Origin of the sequence: Bacillus sp. AF23 (genome assembly GCF_020861455.1) — a bacterium.
Taxonomy (GTDB): Bacteria; Bacillota; Bacilli; order Bacillales; family Bacillaceae; genus Bacillus; species Bacillus halotolerans.
The window spans coordinates 225,624-243,802 of the sequence record NZ_JAJHVY010000027.1 but is presented as its reverse complement, the minus strand read 5'-3'; the positions used below and the strand labels follow the sequence as shown (position 1 = coordinate 243,802).

Sequence of the window (18,179 nt, the reverse complement as noted above, 5' to 3'; positions counted from 1 at the left end):
TTTTTTATTTTTGGAACGGAATTTTGATTTCTAAACGGAAGACAGGGTGGCGATATGTGAAATCAAGCTTGCCAAAAGCTTGGTTCACCAGCTTTTGGATCACATAAGTGCCGATTCCTTCATGAGTGCCGCTTTTCGTCGTATGGCCGAATGACTGATACAGTGTATCGAGCACTTTCGGTTCCATGCCGGGTGTTGTATTTTCACAAATCAGCACATAAAGCCCGCTTCGCAGTGTTGTCTCCAGCTTGATCTCCGCTTTCTCAGGGGCCTCTGCAGCGCTGTCGAGCGCATTTTCTAATATGTTGCCGGCCAGGCTGACCTGATCAGCGGGAGAGAAAGGGAGGGAAGAAAGCGGTGTATGCAAATGCAGTGAAACGTTCACATTCGAAGCGTTTGCTTTTTCCAGAAAGTCATACAGCACCCCTGCGATGTACGCACTCTCTCCTTTCAAAAACCGGTCATATTGACTGTACTGGCCCGCCCAATGTTTTATGTATGTTTGTGTGTCCGGCTCTGACTGCGCCGAGCTGAGCGCTGTGATATGCTTCATTGTATCGTGATTCCGGCTCCTGACATCCATCAGCATTCGATTGGCGTGCTGTTCAGCCTGAGTCAGCCGATCGATTTGTTCAAAAAGCTTTGTCAGCGAGCGGCACAGCCCGATGCGGAGCCATTCACACGTTGCGAATATCACAATCACAAGCAGCAGTGCCAATCCAGAGGGGGCGATCAGCAAAAACGCCGCCGACAGAATGTGAATCACGGCGATACATGAATAGAGCTGAAGCGGACAGCGATCCCGCATAGGCTTCGTTTTCCATATGTATAAAACCGCTGCCGCCGCGCCTAAAGCAGCGGCGAGCCAAGAAACGGCTGTGCTGTGCGATAGAATGGCAGCCGACTGATAAAATAGGAAACTGAATAAAAACAAATAAAGACATTGAAACAGAGTTATCACAACCTGCGCTCCTCAAAAATAATAGTTTTGAAAATAATCAAGCTGCTGCTTGGTAATCATCGCTTTTTTAGATGTTCCCTCAAACGAAACCGTAAACGAATGCTTCGTATAAGCGGAAAAATGCTTAATGTAATGAATGTTGATAATAAAGGAGCGGTGCGAACGAAGAAAATCCTTCTCCGGCAGATCGCCTTTAATATCGTTTAATGTTTGATACGTTTGCACTTCTTCAGCTGTTGTCACAATCGTCGTCGACCGTCCTGTGCGTTCGGCGAAAATGATATCCTTCTTTTGCAGCACATGCATTTTAGATTTTTGTTTAATCAAAATCCGCCCGTTCAAGCTCGTTTCCGTTTTCTTTTTGAAATAACGTTCGAAGGAAGAGCTGAGACGATCGGCGTGGTACGGCTTCATAATATAGTCGTGGACGTTCAGATCAAATGCGTGAACCGCATAGCCGCTGTTGCCGGTGACGAAAATCACATCCACATCCAGCGAATGAGATCTGATTAAATCCGCCAGCTCGTAGCCTGACATGTGAGGCATCTCAATATCGGCAAGCAGAAGATCAATGTCCCCGTTCTTCACCCGGCTGTAAGCTTCCTCCGCCGAATCGGTGGCAAAGACAATTTCGACATCCTGCATTCTGGACACGATTGCTTCCAGCTTCTCTAAATCTACTCGATAATCATCGACTAGTCCGACTTTTACCATTATCATTCCCCTAGTTAAATAGAATCACCTTTATTTTATCCCATTTCGCGACATAAAAAGAACTCTTCGCGACAACTTTATCCAACAAATCCAGCTTTTCGTATATAGTCATTACTAGAAATAACAAAAAGGGAGATTGTGACATGATTACACTGACGGATTGCAGCCGCAGGTTTACAGATAAGAAAAAAGTAGTCAAAGCTGTGCGTGATGTAAGCTTAACGATTCAAAAAGGAGAAGTCGTCGGCATTCTCGGAGAAAACGGAGCCGGCAAAACAACGATGCTGAGAATGATCGCGACCCTGCTTGAACCGACACAGGGCACGATCGCAGTAGACGGCTTTGACACGGCCAAGCAGCCGGCGGAGGTCAAGAAACGAATCGGCGTCTTATTCGGGGGAGAAACAGGACTCTATGACCGGATGACTGCAAAAGAAAATTTACAGTACTTTGGCCGGCTGTACGGGCTGAACCGCCACGAAATCAAAGCGAGAATAGAAGATTTATCAAAACGGTTCGGCATGCGTGATTATATGGACCGGAGAGTGGGCGGGTTTTCAAAAGGAATGAGGCAGAAAGTCGCCATTGCCAGGGCGCTGATTCACGATCCGGATATCATTTTATTTGATGAGCCGACGACAGGACTAGATATTACGTCAAGCAATATCTTCCGTGAATTTATTCAGCAGCTGAAAAGAGAACACAAAACCATCCTGTTCTCCAGCCACATTATGGAGGAGGTGCAGGCGCTCTGTGACAGTGTCATTATGATGCACAGCGGAGAGGTCATTTACAGAGGAGCACTTGAAACACTATACGAGAGCGAACGCAGCGACGATTTGAACTACATCTTTATGTCTAAGCTGGTCAGGGGGATTTCATAAATGGTAGGACAGATTTATAAAAAAGAGATGATCGACGCATTACGGGACAGAAAAACAATTTTACTGACGATCTTGGTTCCGATGATTACGATGCTGGGCCTTGTGTTTTTCTACGAAAGCATGCTTTCGGACAAAGGGGAGCAGTACACGATCGCTGTCGGCCAGTCCCTGCCGTCTGAGCTGGAACATAAGCTGAATGCGATTGACGAAATCAGTGTAAAGACATTCGCAAAACCTGAACAGGCGGTCGATGACGGCAAAGCGGATGTGTATCTGAACGTCCCGAAAGAGTTTGATTCTTATATCACCAGTATGACATCTTTTGAGATTGACGTTTACGGCAGCTCGGTCGATCAAGGTTCATCAAATGCTATACAGCTTGTGCAATCTGCCTTAGAGCAGTACAAAAATGAAATTGTGCAAGAACGTTTAACGAGTAAACATATTGACCACTCGGTGATCCAGCCGTTTTCGGTTCAGCAAAAAGAAGCAGATGAAGAGCAAGGCGTTTCCGCGATCATGCTTTCCGCCATTCTTCCGATGCTGCTTTTAACATCAATCGTTTCCGGTGCCATGCCGATCGCTCTTGATATTATTGCCGGAGAAAAGGACCGGAAATCCATAGAAGCGCTGCTGTTAACCCCGGTCAGCAGAAACAAAGTGTTAGTCGGCAAGTGGCTTGCGGTTTCTACCTTCGGGATAGCTTCTGGCGTATTGTCACTGATCTTTCTGATTCTGTGCACCGTCTTATTTACGGAAAAGTTAAGAACAGCCTTTCAGCTGGGAGATCACTTATGGGTCATTATCGGAGCTTCAGCCTTGATCATCGTGCTTTCTGCAATGCTGATCGCCGCAATGGAGCTTATGATCAGCATCATTTCCGGCACGGTAAAAGAAGCGCAGAGCTATATGTCTCTTGTCGTCTTTCTGCCTATATTCCCGATGTTTTTCATCTTCAATAAGGCGCCGAATCAAATCGATCTATCCTACTTTTTCATCCCATTCCTAAACCTGCACGCCTTATTTAAACAGCTGTTATTCGGGATGATAAATCCGGCTGCCATTCTATACACGTGCGGAACCATCGTCGTGCTCATCGCCATTTTCTTTTTACTGGCCAGAGCCTGCTTCTTAAAAGACAAATGGGTTCTTCCAAAATAAACTTGCAAAAGGAGAAATACACTTTCTCCTTTTTGTGTATGCTGAAAAAAGAAGGAAAATAGAAAAAGGATATCTAATACAGAAAGTGGAACCTGCGCTATTTTTCATCAAATCATTTCGGAAGGAGAAGGGACAATGGATCAAACACGTGCACTTGGGCAAACGAATTTACAGGTGAAACGGATCGGATTCGGCGCAAATGCGGTCGGCGGGCATAATCTGTTTCCGAATCTGAATGATGAAACTGGCAAGGACTTGGTTCGCACGGCATTGGACGGCGGCGTGAACTTTATCGATACCGCCTTTATATATGGATTGGGGCGGTCCGAAGAATTAATCGGTGAGGTCGTTCATGAACGCGGTGTCCGGGATCAGCTCATTATCGCCTCTAAAGGAGCCCATAAAGAAGTAAACGGCCGCATTGAATTAGACAACAGCCGGGATTTTCTTCGCGGCGAGGTAGAAAAGAGCCTGAAGCGGCTGAAGACAGATTACATCGATCTGTATTATGTTCATTTTCCGGATGGCAAGACACCTCTTGCGGAAGTCGCGGGCACGCTGAAGGAACTGAAGGATGAAGGGAAAATCAAAGCGATCGGGGCTTCGAACCTCAATTATCAGCAATTGCAGGAATTTAATGCGGACGGCTATTTGGAGGTCTTTCAGTCAGAATACTCTTTAATTCAGCGTGATGCTGAGAAGGAGCTGCTCCCATACTGTGAAAAACACGGGATTTCCTTTATTCCGTACTTCCCGCTCGCATCCGGGCTGCTGACCGGAAAGTTTACAAAAGATGATGCCTTTGACGACAATCGAAAGAACAACCCGCAATTCCAGGGAGAAACCTTTATTCAAAACCTGAAAAAAGTGGACAAGCTCAAAGCGGTAGCTGAGGAAAAGAATGCGGAAACGGCTCATGTCGCCTTGGCTTGGCTGTTAACGAGACCGGCTGTAGACGCCATCATTCCAGGTGCTAAGCGCCCGGAACAGCTGAAGGCTAACCTAAAAACCTTAGATGTTGAACTGACGGATGATGAAGCAGAGTTCATCAGCAGGATTTTTAAATAAAAAAGGAAATAGCCCTGGGGCTATTTCCTTTTGATGTTTATTCTTTAATGAATGCTTCAACTAATTCTGCTGCTCTGTAATCGTCCATATCAAGCTGCCACTGGTCGATGTCATTTTTCTTCATTTTCACTTCAACTGTTTTTTCACTTGAAGCCGGGCCAAGCTTTTTGAACTCTTCTGGATAGACTTGAAGCGCGTATTTCACTGCCTCTTCATAGCTAGCACTAGAGTTTTTACTGTAGTAGTCTTTCACTTTGTCTTCGATACGGTCTGAAAGAGAAGATGCATCTACAGGTTTAACTGTGGCTTCAACAATTGCCTCGTCTTTAGAGATAGAAGTTGTTTTCGCTTGAATCGATGAGTTTTTGCTTAATCCCGCTTTAATGCCGTTCACGATATTATCAAGCGCTTTGCTGTCCGCATATGTGCTTGAAAGGCCTGATGCTGAGAGGTAGCCGTCTTTTGCTGACTCGTTAAAGTCGTTCACAATCTCATTTTTGTTAGCGCCGGTGATTTTTTCGAAATCTTTGTTATCTTTACCGAAAAGAAGGACATCTATATATGCCGATAAAGCTTTCGCAGAGTCTTGGAGCTGATCTGCTGTCGCAAGGATTTTTTTGTCTTTTCCATCAATTTTGAATGTAACTGATTTTGGCTTCTTATCACCGTAAGATTCCGGCGTATAATTCAGCTCGTATTTTTCGCCTTTATCTACAACGAAGAAAAGATTTCCTTCAACGGATTTGTCAGTGTTAATCGTGCTGCCCTGCAGCTTTTCGTTATAGTCTTCAGGATCTGTGTCAGACATTTTGGTATCACCCTGATACAAAGTGAAATCCATATTGTCTACATTAAGCGGTTCTTTCCCTGTGTTTTTCACAGCGACATTTACCTTTAACACGAGCTGATCATCTGAAGTTGACTTATCATACTGAGACGGAAGTGTATAAGAGACATCTTTGATCTTAACTTGAGCTATATCTGCGCTTTTTTCTGTTTCTGAATTTTTCTTCTCCGCGCTTGTTTTACTTCCGGAACAAGCAGCTGTAAACAGCATCAGCAGGAGAACAAGGAAAACAGCGTACGTTTTTTTCTGAAACATTCATTTTTCCTCCTCAAATGGTTTTAGGAAAGGGGAGCCTTTTGTCTTTGAGAATTGGATCTTTTTGAATGGATTGACATCATGCAGCCAAAAAAATCGGTTCTTTTCTCACGGTTTTACCCAGATTTCTGGAAACTCCGTCCTTCTTTGCGATTGATGACCTATAAAAAGTTGCAACGGAATTAATTTTAAGATTATTAGCTTTTATATTGAATAGGTTCATCATACTATTTTTGGTGAAAAATGTTCTGGTAAAACTGGAAAACACAGAAATTTGTGTATATTAGACTATTACTTTGTGATCAGTCGAAGGGTGACATTCGAACGAAGAAGGGGGCCGCCTTGGTGAAAAAAGAGGAATTGAAACAAAAAGCACTGGAAATCGGCCGTGTGCCGACACACTTAAAGCTGGAAATTGAAGATTATGGTGATGAACGGAAAAGGTCGTATTTTTGCTGGATAGATCCGCAGGATGAACACAAAGGGATCATCGTAGAGCTTGGACCGGACGGACAGCTGGAAGGGCTTTCTCGTGATATTGAGCTTGAAAGCGATGAGAAGCTGTCCGAAGACCAAATAGAGGATATCTTGATTCAGTTCGTGAACTCTCATTATCCTGAAGCTCCGTCTGCATTTGTCCGTGAAGAAAATGATGAGGCGTATGATGATAAAGTAAGGTTTTCATATGTTCAAATGGAAGACGGGCTGCCGCTTCCTATGAGCGGATTTATGGCTGATGTCTCCTTATCAGGGGAGGTGGTGTATTTTCGGTATTACGGGAAAGCGTGCAATATAATCAAGCCGGAACAGGTCGCAGATGAAAAAGAAGCACTGGCTTATTTCAAGAAAGATGTAGATGTCACTCTCCTGTTTGAGATCCTTCATCGCTCTGTCTACAAAAACGGAGACGATCAGCCGCATTTGGTGTATGAGTTTGAAAACGCGGGCATTGCTGTGCCTGCTGATTTGGTTCGAGAAGAAAAAGAATTTGATAATGACGATTACAGGGAGCGGGAAAGCTTTCCTCTCCCTTTATTCGAGGGCATTCACGAAAAGGCCGATCCTGGCAGCATGATCGGGGTCGAAAAAGGCTTAGTCAAAGAGCGGGAAACGGATCTAGGGGATGGGAGAATCGGGATCGTCTGGCGGAATCCGGATAATCCTGTGTATCAACCGGCGGATAAAAGCATGGACAGCTGGTTAAGAGGACGGATTCACCAAATGCTGAAAACCATCCATAACAAAGAAACCGGAAAACTTGAAGGTGTTATGTCGTTTATAGACGAAAAAGGGCCGTATACCGTAAGCGAGGAAGAGTGCGAAAAAATCGCCATTCGTTTTCTGTTTGCGTTGTTTCCGAATGCTGATCAATATTTTAAGATCAAATACGCTGAACAGGATGAAGAAAGCTCGTCAGCCGTCTTTACGTTTGACGTGCACTGTAACGGAGTTCCGCTTCGGTTTGGGCAGGTCAAAATCTGCGTCAGCCGCCAGACAGGACTTATTACCGTTTACGTGGGACCGGACATTGACCCTGAAGTGCTCCAAGCGATTGACCCTGTTCCATCCATTTCACCGGAACAAGCCAAGTCTATCTTTTGGCGCCATTTTAAAGTCGAGCTTGGCTGGAAGAGAGAATACGAAGAAGATGAAGAAAACAGCTACCGGCTCGTCTACAACCCGGTATATCCGAGATTGATTGATGCCCATACTGGTGAGGCTGTCATAAGTGCATTGTAAAACAGTCAAAAGTCACACATTTTCGGCGTGTGTACTGGCTGATGTATGAAAAAAGTAATAGAAAGGATATGGAAACCCAGTTTCCTTAATAGAAAAGGACCTTTCTTCACTTTAAAAGAAGAAGGGTCTTTTTATATAATAAACAAGGTTCTCTTTGTCGTAGACTCTTTGAAAGGATGACTTCATTGGTAAACAAACAGCTGAAAAAGAAGGCGCAAGAGATCGGAAATGTACCGCCGCATTATGAGCTTGAGATCGAAGATTATGCTCAAAAACAAAAGAAGAAGGGGCATGCATACTTCATTTGGAAGGACCCCGAAGATCCGGAAAAGCAAATTATCGTGGAACTCTCGAACGACGGCGCTTTGCTCACATTTTCAACAGCCGCCGGCCTCGAGCAGGACAAAAAGCTCCCAGATGCCGAGCTGAAGCTGACAGCTCTTCAGTTTGCCGCAGCCCACCATCCGGCCACATTTATGAAATTTCATTTTCAAGCCAAGGAAGAACGAGGGCATCACATCCGGTTTGTTTATACAAAAAAACAGCTGGGCCTCTCACTTCCTAATTCAGGATTTTTAATAGATATCACCCGCAGCGGACAGATTGTCCATTTTTTATATTACGGAGAAGGGAACAAAGCCGACATCCCAAAGGAATTCGTAGAGAAAGAGAAGGTCATTTCCCATTATGTCAATACCATGTCTTTACGGCTCATGTATGACGTCATTGATGATGAACAGTCGCCCAGACTCGTCTATGAACCGATTTTGCCCGGTTACAGCTATCCAGCGGATGTAGATGAAATCGTGCCTGACCAGCATATATCGGATGAAAGAACGGAAAACGGGGCGCCTCTCCCGCCGCTTGAAAAAAAAGAAGGAACCGATATATATGGAATGCTGGGATTTACCCCTGATATGAAAAAAGTCGGTGAAAAGGACTTCGGAGAGGAACTTGGAAGCACTTGGCGCAAAGGCAGTGCGCCGGAGCGAAAGGATTTAAGCATAGGAAGCTATTTTGCGACGAGAAATAAAAATACAATCAAAATGAAGACTGATAAAAAAACAGGAAAATTAAAAGCAGCTATTTCTTTTATGGAACTACAGGGTTCTGCACATTACTCAATGGAAGAATGCCAAGAGACAGCGCTTCAGTTTTTGTACGCACTCTATCCGAGAGCTGATGAGTTTTTCAGAGTGAATCCAATCCGAATCGACGAAAGAGGCAGGGTCCGCAATCATTTTTCTGTCTGGTATAAAGGAATACCGCTGCGGTTCGGCGCTGCCCGCATCATCGTCAACCCGGAAACAGGAAAAGTTGACGCTTTTATGGCTCCGGATATAGACCCAGAGCAATTAGAAACAATCAACCACAAACCGGATGTTTCAGCTGACGAAGCGAGAGAAGCATTTTTATCAGCGTTTGATGTGAAGCTGGAGTGGCAGCCTGATTTTTCAGCAGGCAGCCATCAGCATTATAAGCTTGTGTATAAGCCGATTTATCCTTCATATATTGATGCGCATAAAAGAAAAAAGAAGAGGCTGTGAGGTGTCTAGTCAGGAATCATCTGCAAGTGAGGGTAATCCTTGAACCGTTCCCAATCCCCGCCCCACTCAAATCCGAGTTTTTTAGCGATGGTGACGACCTCCAGCCAATCTGATTTCCCGTTTTGATTGCCGTCGTAATCCATATCCCATAAGATGCTGCCATCCTTTTTCTGAAGAGCGAAATCAATCGCCAAACCATAATTATGATACGATTCCCCTCCCTTTGCGTAGGTGACAATATTCCCTTTTTTTGTGCGTCCTTGCTTATATAATTCGTCTTGTTCCTTGAAGGATCTGAATCCTTCAGTAATCACGATCGAGATGCCTTTATTTGATGCGGCAGCCTTGAGGGTGTCGGCATTCTGCTTCACAATCGGATCAAGAGCGGAAGGAACAGGCCTGTCCTGCAGAGCGGTTTGAGCGTGCCATGCGTGCCGCACATATGAAAAACAAAGGTCCGCCACAAACAGGAGGCATAAGATGAAGGATGTTTTTGCTATTAATTTCATACCGGTCTCACTTTCTCATGAGGTGCTGAATGTTATGTTTTAAGCCATTGACTCTCTCTAAAAGAGAATAGCTATGATAAAATATAACATAAATAGTAGCAGGAGGAAGGAGGCAGATCATTGAGAGCAAAGATTCCATCTGAAGAAGTGGCGGTAAAACTAAACGAATGGTACAAACACATTCGTGCGTTTGAAGCAGATCAAGCAGAAGCGTTAAAGCAGGAGATCGAGTACGAATTAGAAGACATGGAAGAAAATCAGGATTTGCTATTATATTTTTCTTTGATGGAATTTCGGCATCGGATCATGCTGGACAAGCTGATGCCGGTGAAAGACAGCGACACCGAGCCTCCGTTCTCTGACATGCTGAACGAAATTGAAAGCAATCAGCAAAAACTGACGGGCTTATTAGAATATTATTTTTACTATTTCAGAGGGATGTACGAATTTAAGCAGAAAAATTTCATTTTAGCCATCGATCATTATAAGCACGCCGAGGAAAAGCTGGAGTATGTGGAAGATGAGATTGAAAAAGCTGAATTTCTTTTTAAGGTCGCAGAAGTGTATTATCACATCAAACAAACGTATTTTTCGATGAATTATGCAAGCCAGGCGCTTGATATCTATACGAAATACGAACTGTACGGCCGCCGCCGTGTGCAGTGTGAATTTATCATTGCCGGAAATTTGACGGATGTCTACCATCATGAAAAGGCGCTCAAGCACCTGTGCAGCGCTTTGGATCATGCAAGGCAGCTTGAGGAAGCATATATGATTGCCGCCGCTCATTATAACGTAGGCCACTGTAAGTACAGCTTGGGAGATCTTAGCGAAGCGGAGGGCTATTTCAAGAAGGCCGCCGCCATTTTTGAAGAGCACAAATTTCAGCAGACCGTTCAAGCTGTATTTTCACTGACACATATCTACTGTAAAGAAGAAAAATATGAGAAAGCAATAGAGACGTATCAACACGGGGTAAAATGCGCGGCAGAATGGGCGGATGACATGTACTTAACAAAATTCCGCCTTATTCACGAGCTTTATCTGGGCAGCGGCGACAGGAAGGTACTCGAAGAATGCTTTGACCTTCTCGAATCCCGCCAGCTTCTCGCTGATGCAGAGGAGCTGCTGCTGGATGCGGCAGAACGCTTCAATCAGCAGCAAAATTATGAGTCAGCCGCTTTCTTTTACCGCAGGCTGATGGACATAAAAAAGACACTTGCCGAGCAGCGCTTCCAATAAGAGATGGCAGAGAACCGAAAAGGTTCTCTGCTTTTTTTTATGCTGTTTTCAACCCGGAAAAATGGGGTATTTTCCAGATACACAATGGAAAATCAGAGGAGGACATCATTTATGTATACAGATTTAATTGGAAAAACAGCCATCGTAACAGGCTCTTCAAAAGGAATCGGGAAAGCCATTGCGGAACGCTTTGGCCACGAGAAAATGAATGTGGTGGTGAATTATCACAATGACCCGTCAGGAGCCGATGAAACAGTGGACATCATTAAGCAAGATGGAGGGAAAGCCGTTGCAGTCGAAGCGGACGTGTCAAAGGAAGAAGGGATTCAGGCGCTGATGGATGCCGCTTTAGGACACTTTGGCACGCTTGATGTAATGGTGAACAATTCAGGCTTCAACGGCACAGAAGCCATGCCGCATGAGATGAGCCTTGAAGATTGGCAAAGGGTCATTGATGTAAACGTAACGGGAACCTTTATGGGGGCAAAAGCCGCGCTCAATCACATGATGAAGAACAATATCAAAGGAAACGTGCTCAATATCTCAAGTGTTCATCAGCAGATTCCGCGCCCAGTCAATGTTCAATACTCAACTTCTAAAGGCGGCATCAAGATGATGACGGAAACGCTGGCGCTTAACTATGCAGACAAGGGAATTCGCGTTAACGCGATAGCACCGGGCACTATCGCCACAGAGTCCAACGTCGACACGAAAAAAGAAGAAAACAGACAAAAGCAATTGAAAAAAATTCCGATGAAAGCCTTCGGAAAACCGGAAGAAGTGGCGGCTGCAGCGGCTTGGCTCGTATCGGGAGAAGCGAGTTATGTCACCGGCACAACACTGTTTGTAGACGGGGGAATGACACTTTATCCGTCTCAGCTCGAGTAGAAAGAAAAAAACAGGGGGGAGTGCGGGATGAAAAAAGACTGGTGGAAGGATGCAGTCGTTTATCAAATATATCCAAGAAGTTTTCAGGACAGTAATGGAGATGGGATCGGGGATTTGCGGGGAATGATTTCCCGGCTGGACTACATAAAGGAGCTTGGGGCAGATGTGATTTGGATATGTCCCATCTACCCTTCTCCAAATGTTGATTACGGTTATGATGTGACTGACCATAAGACGATTATGGAGTCTTACGGCACGATGGAGGATTTTCATGATCTGCTTGACGAGGTGCATCAGCGCGGCTTAAAGCTTGTCATGGATTTTGTCCTAAATCACACCTCAGTCGAGCATCCGTGGTTTAAAGAAGCGGAGCTGGACAAAAACAGCAAGTACCGCAGTTATTACTTTTGGCGCCCCGGAACCGAAGATGGCCCGCCGACAGACTGGGTGTCAGACTACGGACGTCCGGTTTGGCAATATGAGGAGCACACTGGCGAATATTATCTGCACATGAATGCCGTCAAACAAGCTGATTTAAACTGGGAAAACCCTGACGTTCGCCAAGCGGTATATGACATGATGAAGTTTTGGCTCGATAAAGGGGTCGACGGCTTGCGTATAGACCAGCTTCATCTGATCTCAAAGAAAGAGTTCCTTCCTTCACATGAGGACTACGTCAATCAGTGTGCAGAACCGAAACCCTTCCAGCCGAACGGCGAACGCATCCATGACTATTTAAAAGAGATGACAGACGAAGTATTTTCACAATACGATGTCATGTCGGTCGGCGAGGTTGGCTCTGTCACACCGGAGGAAGGCTTGACATATACGGGAACTGATAAGCATGAACTGAATATGATTTTTCACTTTCAGCATATGGAGCTTGACCAGCAGCCGGGAAAAGAACATTGGGATCTGAAGCCCCTAAAGCTTTCTGATTTAAAATCTGTATTAACAAAGTGGCAGAAGACGCTTGAACATAAAGGCTGGAATACTCTGTTTTGGTGCAACCACGACCAGCCGCGGATCGTTTCCCGTTTCGGAGATGAAGGGAGATATCGCAAAGAGTCTGCGAAAATGCTTGCCACTGTCCTTTATTTTATGAAAGGCACGCCGTATATTTATCAAGGAGAAGAAATCGGCATGACAAACGCGCCGTTTACGAGAATTGAGGACTACAAAGATATCCAAACGATTAATATGTATCATAAACGGGTGTTTGAGAACGGCTATGATCCTGAAGAAGTGATGACTTCTATCTTGGCCAAAAGCCGGGATCACGCCCGGACGCCGATGCAATGGAGCAGCGGGAAGAATGCCGGATTCACGGACGGAACGCCATGGCTGAAGGTCAATCCGAACTATGCATCCATCAATGCCGAGGAAGCGGAGGCAGACCCCGATTCCATTTTAGCCTATTACAAAAAGGTGATCAGTTTGAGAAAGCAGTATGCAGATCTTATAAAAGGAAGCTACGATCTCTTGCACCCAGATGATCCGCAGCTGTTTGTATATGTCAGAGAGAACGGCCGGCAGAAGCTTTTGGCGGTGAATAATTTTTCAAAAGAGAAGGCTGTATTCCAATGGCCGGAGCGCTGCTGCAAGGATCAGGCGTCCCTTTTACTCAGCAATTATAAAAACAACGGTGATATGGCTGATGAAATGGTGTTTCAGCCTTACGAGAGCAGAGTATATCTTTTGAACACAAGAGAATAAGAAGTCAGCCCGGCGCAGTTTGCCGGGTTTTTCAGTACATATATCCGCGCTGCACGCGGGAAGAATAAAAACATAGCGTCAACATAAAATTAATCTTGCAAAACGTAATGACTTCGGTTTATTATTATTAAGGATTACAAAATCGTTATCATTTTGATTTAAAGTCATTGTGAAAAAGAGGGGATATCGTTATGTTTAAAAAATGGAGCGGTTTGTTTGTGATTGCAGCGTGCTTCTTATTGGTCGCGGCATGCGGCAACTCATCAACGAAAGGGTCAGCGGATTCAAAGAGTGATAAACTGCACATTGTCACGACGTTCTACCCGATGTATGAATTTACGAAACAAATTGTGAAAGAAAAGGGCGATGTGGATCTTTTAATTCCGTCTTCTGTCGAACCGCACGACTGGGAGCCGACGCCGAAGGATATTGCAAGTATTCAGGACGCAGATTTGTTCGTTTATAATAGCGAATACATGGAAACTTGGGTTCCTTCAACTGAAAAAAGCATGGGCCAAGATCATGCGGTTTTCGTAAATGCGAGCAAGGGCATCGATTTAATGGAGGGCTCTGAAGAAGAACACGAACATGAACATGAACATGAACACGGAGATCACGAAGAGCATGAACACAGCCATGAAATGGACCCTCATGTATGGCTCAGCCCTGTTTTAGCGCAAAAGGAAGTTGAAAATATTACTGCGCAAATCGTGAAGCAAGACCCGGATAACAAAGAATACTATGAGAAAAATAGTAAAGAATATATTGCAAAACTGCAGGATCTTGATAAACTATATCGTACAACCGTAAAAAAAGCGGCGAAGAAAGAATTTATCACACAGCACACAGCTTTTGGCTATTTGGCAAAAGAATACGGCCTGACTCAGGTTCCGATTGCGGGGCTTTCTCCTGAACAAGAGCCGAGTGCAGCTGACTTAGCAAAACTGAAAACGTATGCGAAAGAGCATGACGTGAACATTATATATTTTGAAGAAATTGCATCCTCCAAGGTTGCAGATACACTGGCCAGTGAAATCGGCGCGAAAACAGAAGTGCTGAATACGCTGGAAGGCTTAAGCAAAGAAGAACAGGATAAAGGTATAGGGTACATCGACATCATGAAGCAAAACCTCGATGCCCTGAAAGATTCACTATTGGATAAATAAAAAGATAGTGTGCGCCGGAGGGTGCACACTATTTCTTTGTGAGAAAGGAAGATTGACATGAATCTCGTCTCATTGAAAGATATCGTTTTTGGCTATTCCCACACGCCTGTGTTGGATAAAGTATCTCTTGATATTGAAAGCGGCGAGTTTGTCGGCATCACAGGTCCAAACGGCGCTTCTAAATCAACGCTGATAAAAGTGATGCTCGGCATGCTGAAACCGTGGGAAGGCAAGGTAACAATCAGTAAAAAGAATGCAGAAGGAAAACGTCTGACTATAGGGTATGTCCCGCAGCAAATTTCTTCATTTAATGCAGGTTTTCCGAGCACCGTGCTTGAGCTTGTCCAATCCGGCCGGTACACAAAAGGGAAATGGTTTAAACGTTTGAATGAAGAAGATCATATCGAAGTAGAAAAAGCCCTGAAAATGGTGGAAATGTGGGAGCTTCGCCATCGGAAAATCGGTGACTTGTCGGGCGGCCAGAAGCAGAAAATCTGTATTGCCAGAATGCTTGCCAGCAATCCCGATCTCTTAATGCTGGACGAACCGACCACAGCGGTTGATTATGACAGCAGAAAAGGGTTTTACGAATTCATGCACCACTTGGTGAAAAATCACAATCGCACAGTTGTGATGGTCACTCATGAACAAAATGAAGTACAGCAATTTCTAGATAAAGTGATTCGATTAGAGAGAGGAGAAAAAGGCGGATGGAAATGTTTGACTTGGAATTCATGCGACGAGCTTTTCTAGCAGGCGGCATGATCGCCATCATGGCCCCGATTTTAGGGGTATATCTTGTGCTTAGAAGGCAGGCCTTAATGGCTGACACACTCTCGCATATTTCACTGTCGGGTGTTGCCATCGGTTTTTTCCTCAGCACCAATATTACCGCGGCGAGCATAGTCGTTGTGACTGTCGGCGCGGTCGGAATTGAATACATGCGGCGGGCATATCGGACATATTCGGAAGTGTCCATTGCCATCTTAATGGCGGCGGGTTTGTCCTTCGCGATGTTTTTAATCAGCCTTTCGAAAGGCGCCGCCAATATGAGCATTGATCAGTACTTATTCGGGTCGCTCGTGACGGTTAACCAGCAGCAGGTCTATATTATCGGCATCATTACATTGTTGATCCTGCTTTATTTTATCGTGCTGAAAAGGCCGCTCTACCTGCTGACATTTGATGAAGCAACAGCCAAAACGTCCGGAATCAATACAAACATTCTGTCGATGTCATTCAGCATTGTCACTGGTCTTGCGATCTCAGTTATTATTCCGATTATCGGCGTACTGCTCGTATCGGCACTGCTCGTATTGCCGGCAGCTTTCGCCATTAGAATCGCAAAAGGCTTTAACATGGTATTTATGTCAGCCATACTCATTTCCTTATTCAGTGTATTTATGGGACTGACATCATCTTATCAGCTCGGCACACCGCCAGGGCCTTCCATTACCCTGCTGTTAATTGTTCTGCTCCTGATCGGATTTGCAGTTCAGGGGATATGGACGTTTATCAAAAAAGAAACCCAGCGTAAAAAAGGGCACAGATAAAAATAAAAAGCAGTTTTTCCTTTGGGAAAAACTGCTTTTTTTATAGAAATAACCCGGCAAGACGTTCATATGATTCTTTTTTCGCCTCAAAATCAAACACATTGCAAAGAACCATAATTTCATTTGTTTCATAGCGGTCCGCCAGCTCTAGAAGCTGCTGTTTTACAGTGCTTGGAGAACCGATGACCATGCGCTTTCTGTTTTCTCGTATTTGGTTTTTATTTGATTCATTATAGTGGTATGCTTTCGCTTCCTCAATGCTTGGCACCCTGCTGTCCAAGCCTTTCCCGACGCGAAGAAGCCACAAGTCCTGGCTTAACGCGAGGTCCTCTGCCTCTTCATCTGTTTTTGCGCAAATGACAAAGATCGTAAACAGTGCGGCCGGAGATGTGAAATGGGCTGATGGCTGAAAGTTTTCACGATAGATACGAAACGCGCTTTCCCCTCGTTCAGGGCTGATAAAATGCCCAAACACATATCCGATTCCCTGATGGGCCGCTCGCCTTGCGCTGTTCTCCCCTAATCCAAGCACCCAAAGCTCCGGTGCTGTGTCAATAAGAGGAGCCGCTTTGATCCCGGCATACGGATGCCCGGCGGGAAGCGAATCGGTCAGAAAATAAGAGACATCCTGAAGCTGTCTGTTAAAATCGGTTAAGCTTTTTTTGATGCCGTCGGTTAGTGCGAGCCGGGTTTTCGTCGTTCCGCCCGGCGAACGCCCGAGACCAAGGTCAATCCGGTTCGGATACAAGGCCTCAAGCTGGCGAAAGGTCTCGGCCACCTTAAACGGGCTGTACTGAGGCAGAAGCACACCGCCAGACCCGACACGAATCTTGTTTGTGTGAGCCGCGATACGGGCGATCATAATTTCCGGTGCCGTGCTTGCCAGTCCTTTCGTGCTGTGGTGTTCGGCAAACCAATAACGCTTATAGCCCCATTCTTCACTTCGTCCGGCCAGCTCGACCGAATGCTGAAGGGTTGTCACGGGGCTTTCTCCTTTAGAAACAGGTGCCTGATCAAGTATGCTTAAATGAATCAAAAGGCCGCTTCCTTTCCGTTGCTTTTTAGAATGTGATACAAGAATAGGCAAAATGACTCGCTCACGTCAAATGGTTTGTTTAAGATCCGCCATTCATATGATTTGCAAAACATATATCAAATATGGGAGATTTTTTTCGAGGATTTTCGTCAATTATTCTTAACTTTTACGAAACTTTGATATAATAAAAAACGTATATATTAATAATTTACGGCATACTCAAGTTACGTTTGTACGTAAAAATAAATGTGACTATATTCACATTTCGATGATTAGGAGTGAATCGTGTGGCAATTTCTTTAGAAAAAGGTCAGCGAATTGATTTAACAAAAGGAAAAGCGGGTCTGTCAAAATTGATGGTCGGTCTCGGCTGGGACCCGGTTTCATCAGGCGGCGGCTTTTTTGGAAAGCTGCTCGGCGGAGGCGGACCAAATATTGACTGTGACGCATCAGTGCTGATGCTGGAAAACGGCAAATTCACTGATAAGAAAAATGTCATTTATTTTGGAAACCTGAAAAGCCGCTGCGGCAGTGTCAAGCACACAGGTGACAACCTGACAGGCGACGGAGCGGGCGATGATGAGCAGATTTTAATTGATTTGGCGAAAGTGCCTGCCAACATTAATAAGCTTGTATTTGTTGTGAATATTTATGATTGCGTGAGAAGAAAACAGGATTTCGGCATGATTCAAAATGCTTTTATCCGTGTTGTTGATCAATCGAATCATGAAGAAATGCTCAAATACAATTTGAAAGACAATTATGCCGGCAGAACAAGCCTGATTACGGCTGAAATCTACCGCCAGGACGGCGAGTGGAAATTCGCGGCGGTTGGCGAAGGCACAAACGATACGAGATTAGAAGATATTGTCAACCGGTACGTATAAAAGAA

The 18,179-nt window shown here is 44.8% G+C and carries 17 protein-coding genes and 1 pseudogene; 12 read left to right on the top strand and 6 right to left on the bottom strand.

Features of this window, described 5'->3' with window-relative positions; genetic code table 11:
- Positions 1–4: 4 nt before the first annotated feature.
- Both LNN34_RS14885 and natR read right to left on the bottom strand, forming a co-directional pair.
- Positions 5–961, bottom strand: coding sequence for a sensor histidine kinase (locus LNN34_RS14885; protein WP_229043723.1), 957 nt, complete (start codon positions 959–961; stop codon positions 5–7).
- 12 nt (positions 962–973) lie between these two features.
- Positions 974–1,675: a two-component system response regulator NatR gene (gene natR, locus LNN34_RS14880; RefSeq protein WP_024120110.1), complete on the bottom strand. Its 702-nt coding sequence runs from the start codon at positions 1,673–1,675 to the stop codon at positions 974–976.
- Positions 1,676–1,818: 143 nt separating this feature from the next.
- On the opposite strand from natR, the gene natA reads away from it, so the two are divergent.
- The 3 genes from natA (at position 1,819) to LNN34_RS14865 (ending at position 4,788) form a co-directional block, all read left to right on the top strand.
- Entirely contained in the window at positions 1,819–2,559 is a 741-nt protein-coding gene (natA, locus tag LNN34_RS14875) for a sodium ABC transporter ATP-binding protein NatA (RefSeq protein ID WP_059292022.1), read from the top strand.
- The gene (locus LNN34_RS14870) at positions 2,560–3,720 is read left to right on the top strand and encodes an ABC transporter permease (protein WP_229043722.1); all 1,161 of its coding nucleotides are present in this window, start codon (positions 2,560–2,562) and stop codon (positions 3,718–3,720) included.
- Between the two features lie 135 nt (positions 3,721–3,855).
- Complete coding sequence (locus LNN34_RS14865; RefSeq protein WP_198097899.1) at positions 3,856–4,788, top strand: aldo/keto reductase; 933 nt, start codon at positions 3,856–3,858, stop codon at positions 4,786–4,788.
- Positions 4,789–4,825: 37 nt separating this feature from the next.
- On the opposite strand, the gene LNN34_RS14860 is transcribed toward LNN34_RS14865, so the two are convergent.
- Complete coding sequence (locus LNN34_RS14860) at positions 4,826–5,890, bottom strand: DUF4352 domain-containing protein (protein WP_024120114.1); 1,065 nt, start codon at positions 5,888–5,890, stop codon at positions 4,826–4,828.
- A 23-nt stretch (positions 5,891–5,913) separates the two neighbouring features.
- A pseudogene (locus LNN34_RS14855) lies at positions 5,914–6,044 on the bottom strand (hypothetical protein).
- Between the two features lie 164 nt (positions 6,045–6,208).
- Here LNN34_RS14855 and LNN34_RS14850 point away from each other — a divergent pair.
- The gene (locus LNN34_RS14850; RefSeq protein WP_229043752.1) at positions 6,209–7,630 is read left to right on the top strand and encodes a YcdB/YcdC domain-containing protein; all 1,422 of its coding nucleotides are present in this window, start codon (positions 6,209–6,211) and stop codon (positions 7,628–7,630) included.
- A 185-nt stretch (positions 7,631–7,815) separates the two neighbouring features.
- Entirely contained in the window at positions 7,816–9,177 is a 1,362-nt protein-coding gene (locus LNN34_RS14845) for a YcdB/YcdC domain-containing protein (RefSeq protein ID WP_095714478.1), read from the top strand.
- Positions 9,178–9,182: 5 nt separating this feature from the next.
- On the opposite strand, the gene LNN34_RS14840 is transcribed toward LNN34_RS14845, so the two are convergent.
- A complete protein-coding gene (locus tag LNN34_RS14840) occupies positions 9,183–9,686 on the bottom strand; it encodes a M15 family metallopeptidase (protein ID WP_024120117.1) in 504 nt (167 codons plus the stop codon).
- A 120-nt stretch (positions 9,687–9,806) separates the two neighbouring features.
- Here LNN34_RS14840 and LNN34_RS14835 point away from each other — a divergent pair, with 120 nt between their 5' ends.
- From LNN34_RS14835 to znuB, 6 genes are all read left to right on the top strand, one after another.
- Entirely contained in the window at positions 9,807–10,928 is a 1,122-nt protein-coding gene (locus tag LNN34_RS14835; RefSeq protein ID WP_095714477.1) for a tetratricopeptide repeat protein, read from the top strand.
- A gap of 111 nt (positions 10,929–11,039) precedes the next feature.
- On the top strand, positions 11,040–11,816 hold the full coding sequence (locus LNN34_RS14830) for an SDR family oxidoreductase (protein WP_229043721.1): 777 nt from the start codon (positions 11,040–11,042) through the stop codon (positions 11,814–11,816).
- 27 nt (positions 11,817–11,843) lie between these two features.
- Entirely contained in the window at positions 11,844–13,532 is a 1,689-nt protein-coding gene (locus LNN34_RS14825; protein WP_229043720.1) for a glycoside hydrolase family 13 protein, read from the top strand.
- A gap of 191 nt (positions 13,533–13,723) precedes the next feature.
- Positions 13,724–14,698, top strand: a complete 975-nt coding sequence (locus tag LNN34_RS14820) for a metal ABC transporter substrate-binding protein (RefSeq protein WP_229043719.1) — start codon at positions 13,724–13,726, stop codon at positions 14,696–14,698.
- A 57-nt stretch (positions 14,699–14,755) separates the two neighbouring features.
- Entirely contained in the window at positions 14,756–15,451 is a 696-nt protein-coding gene (gene znuC / locus LNN34_RS14815; protein ID WP_024120122.1) for a zinc ABC transporter ATP-binding protein ZnuC, read from the top strand.
- Positions 15,409–16,251, top strand: coding sequence for a zinc ABC transporter permease ZnuB (gene znuB / locus LNN34_RS14810; protein ID WP_024120123.1), 843 nt, complete (start codon positions 15,409–15,411; stop codon positions 16,249–16,251). Before znuC ends, znuB begins: the two co-directional genes overlap by 43 nt.
- 40 nt (positions 16,252–16,291) lie before the next feature.
- Here znuB and LNN34_RS14805 read toward each other — a convergent pair whose 3' ends face one another.
- A complete protein-coding gene (locus tag LNN34_RS14805) occupies positions 16,292–17,287 on the bottom strand; it encodes an LLM class flavin-dependent oxidoreductase (RefSeq protein ID WP_229043718.1) in 996 nt (331 codons plus the stop codon).
- A 287-nt stretch (positions 17,288–17,574) separates the two neighbouring features.
- On the opposite strand from LNN34_RS14805, the gene LNN34_RS14800 reads away from it, so the two are divergent.
- Positions 17,575–18,174, top strand: coding sequence for a TerD family protein (locus LNN34_RS14800; RefSeq protein WP_010332925.1), 600 nt, complete (start codon positions 17,575–17,577; stop codon positions 18,172–18,174).
- Positions 18,175–18,179 lie beyond the last annotated feature (5 nt).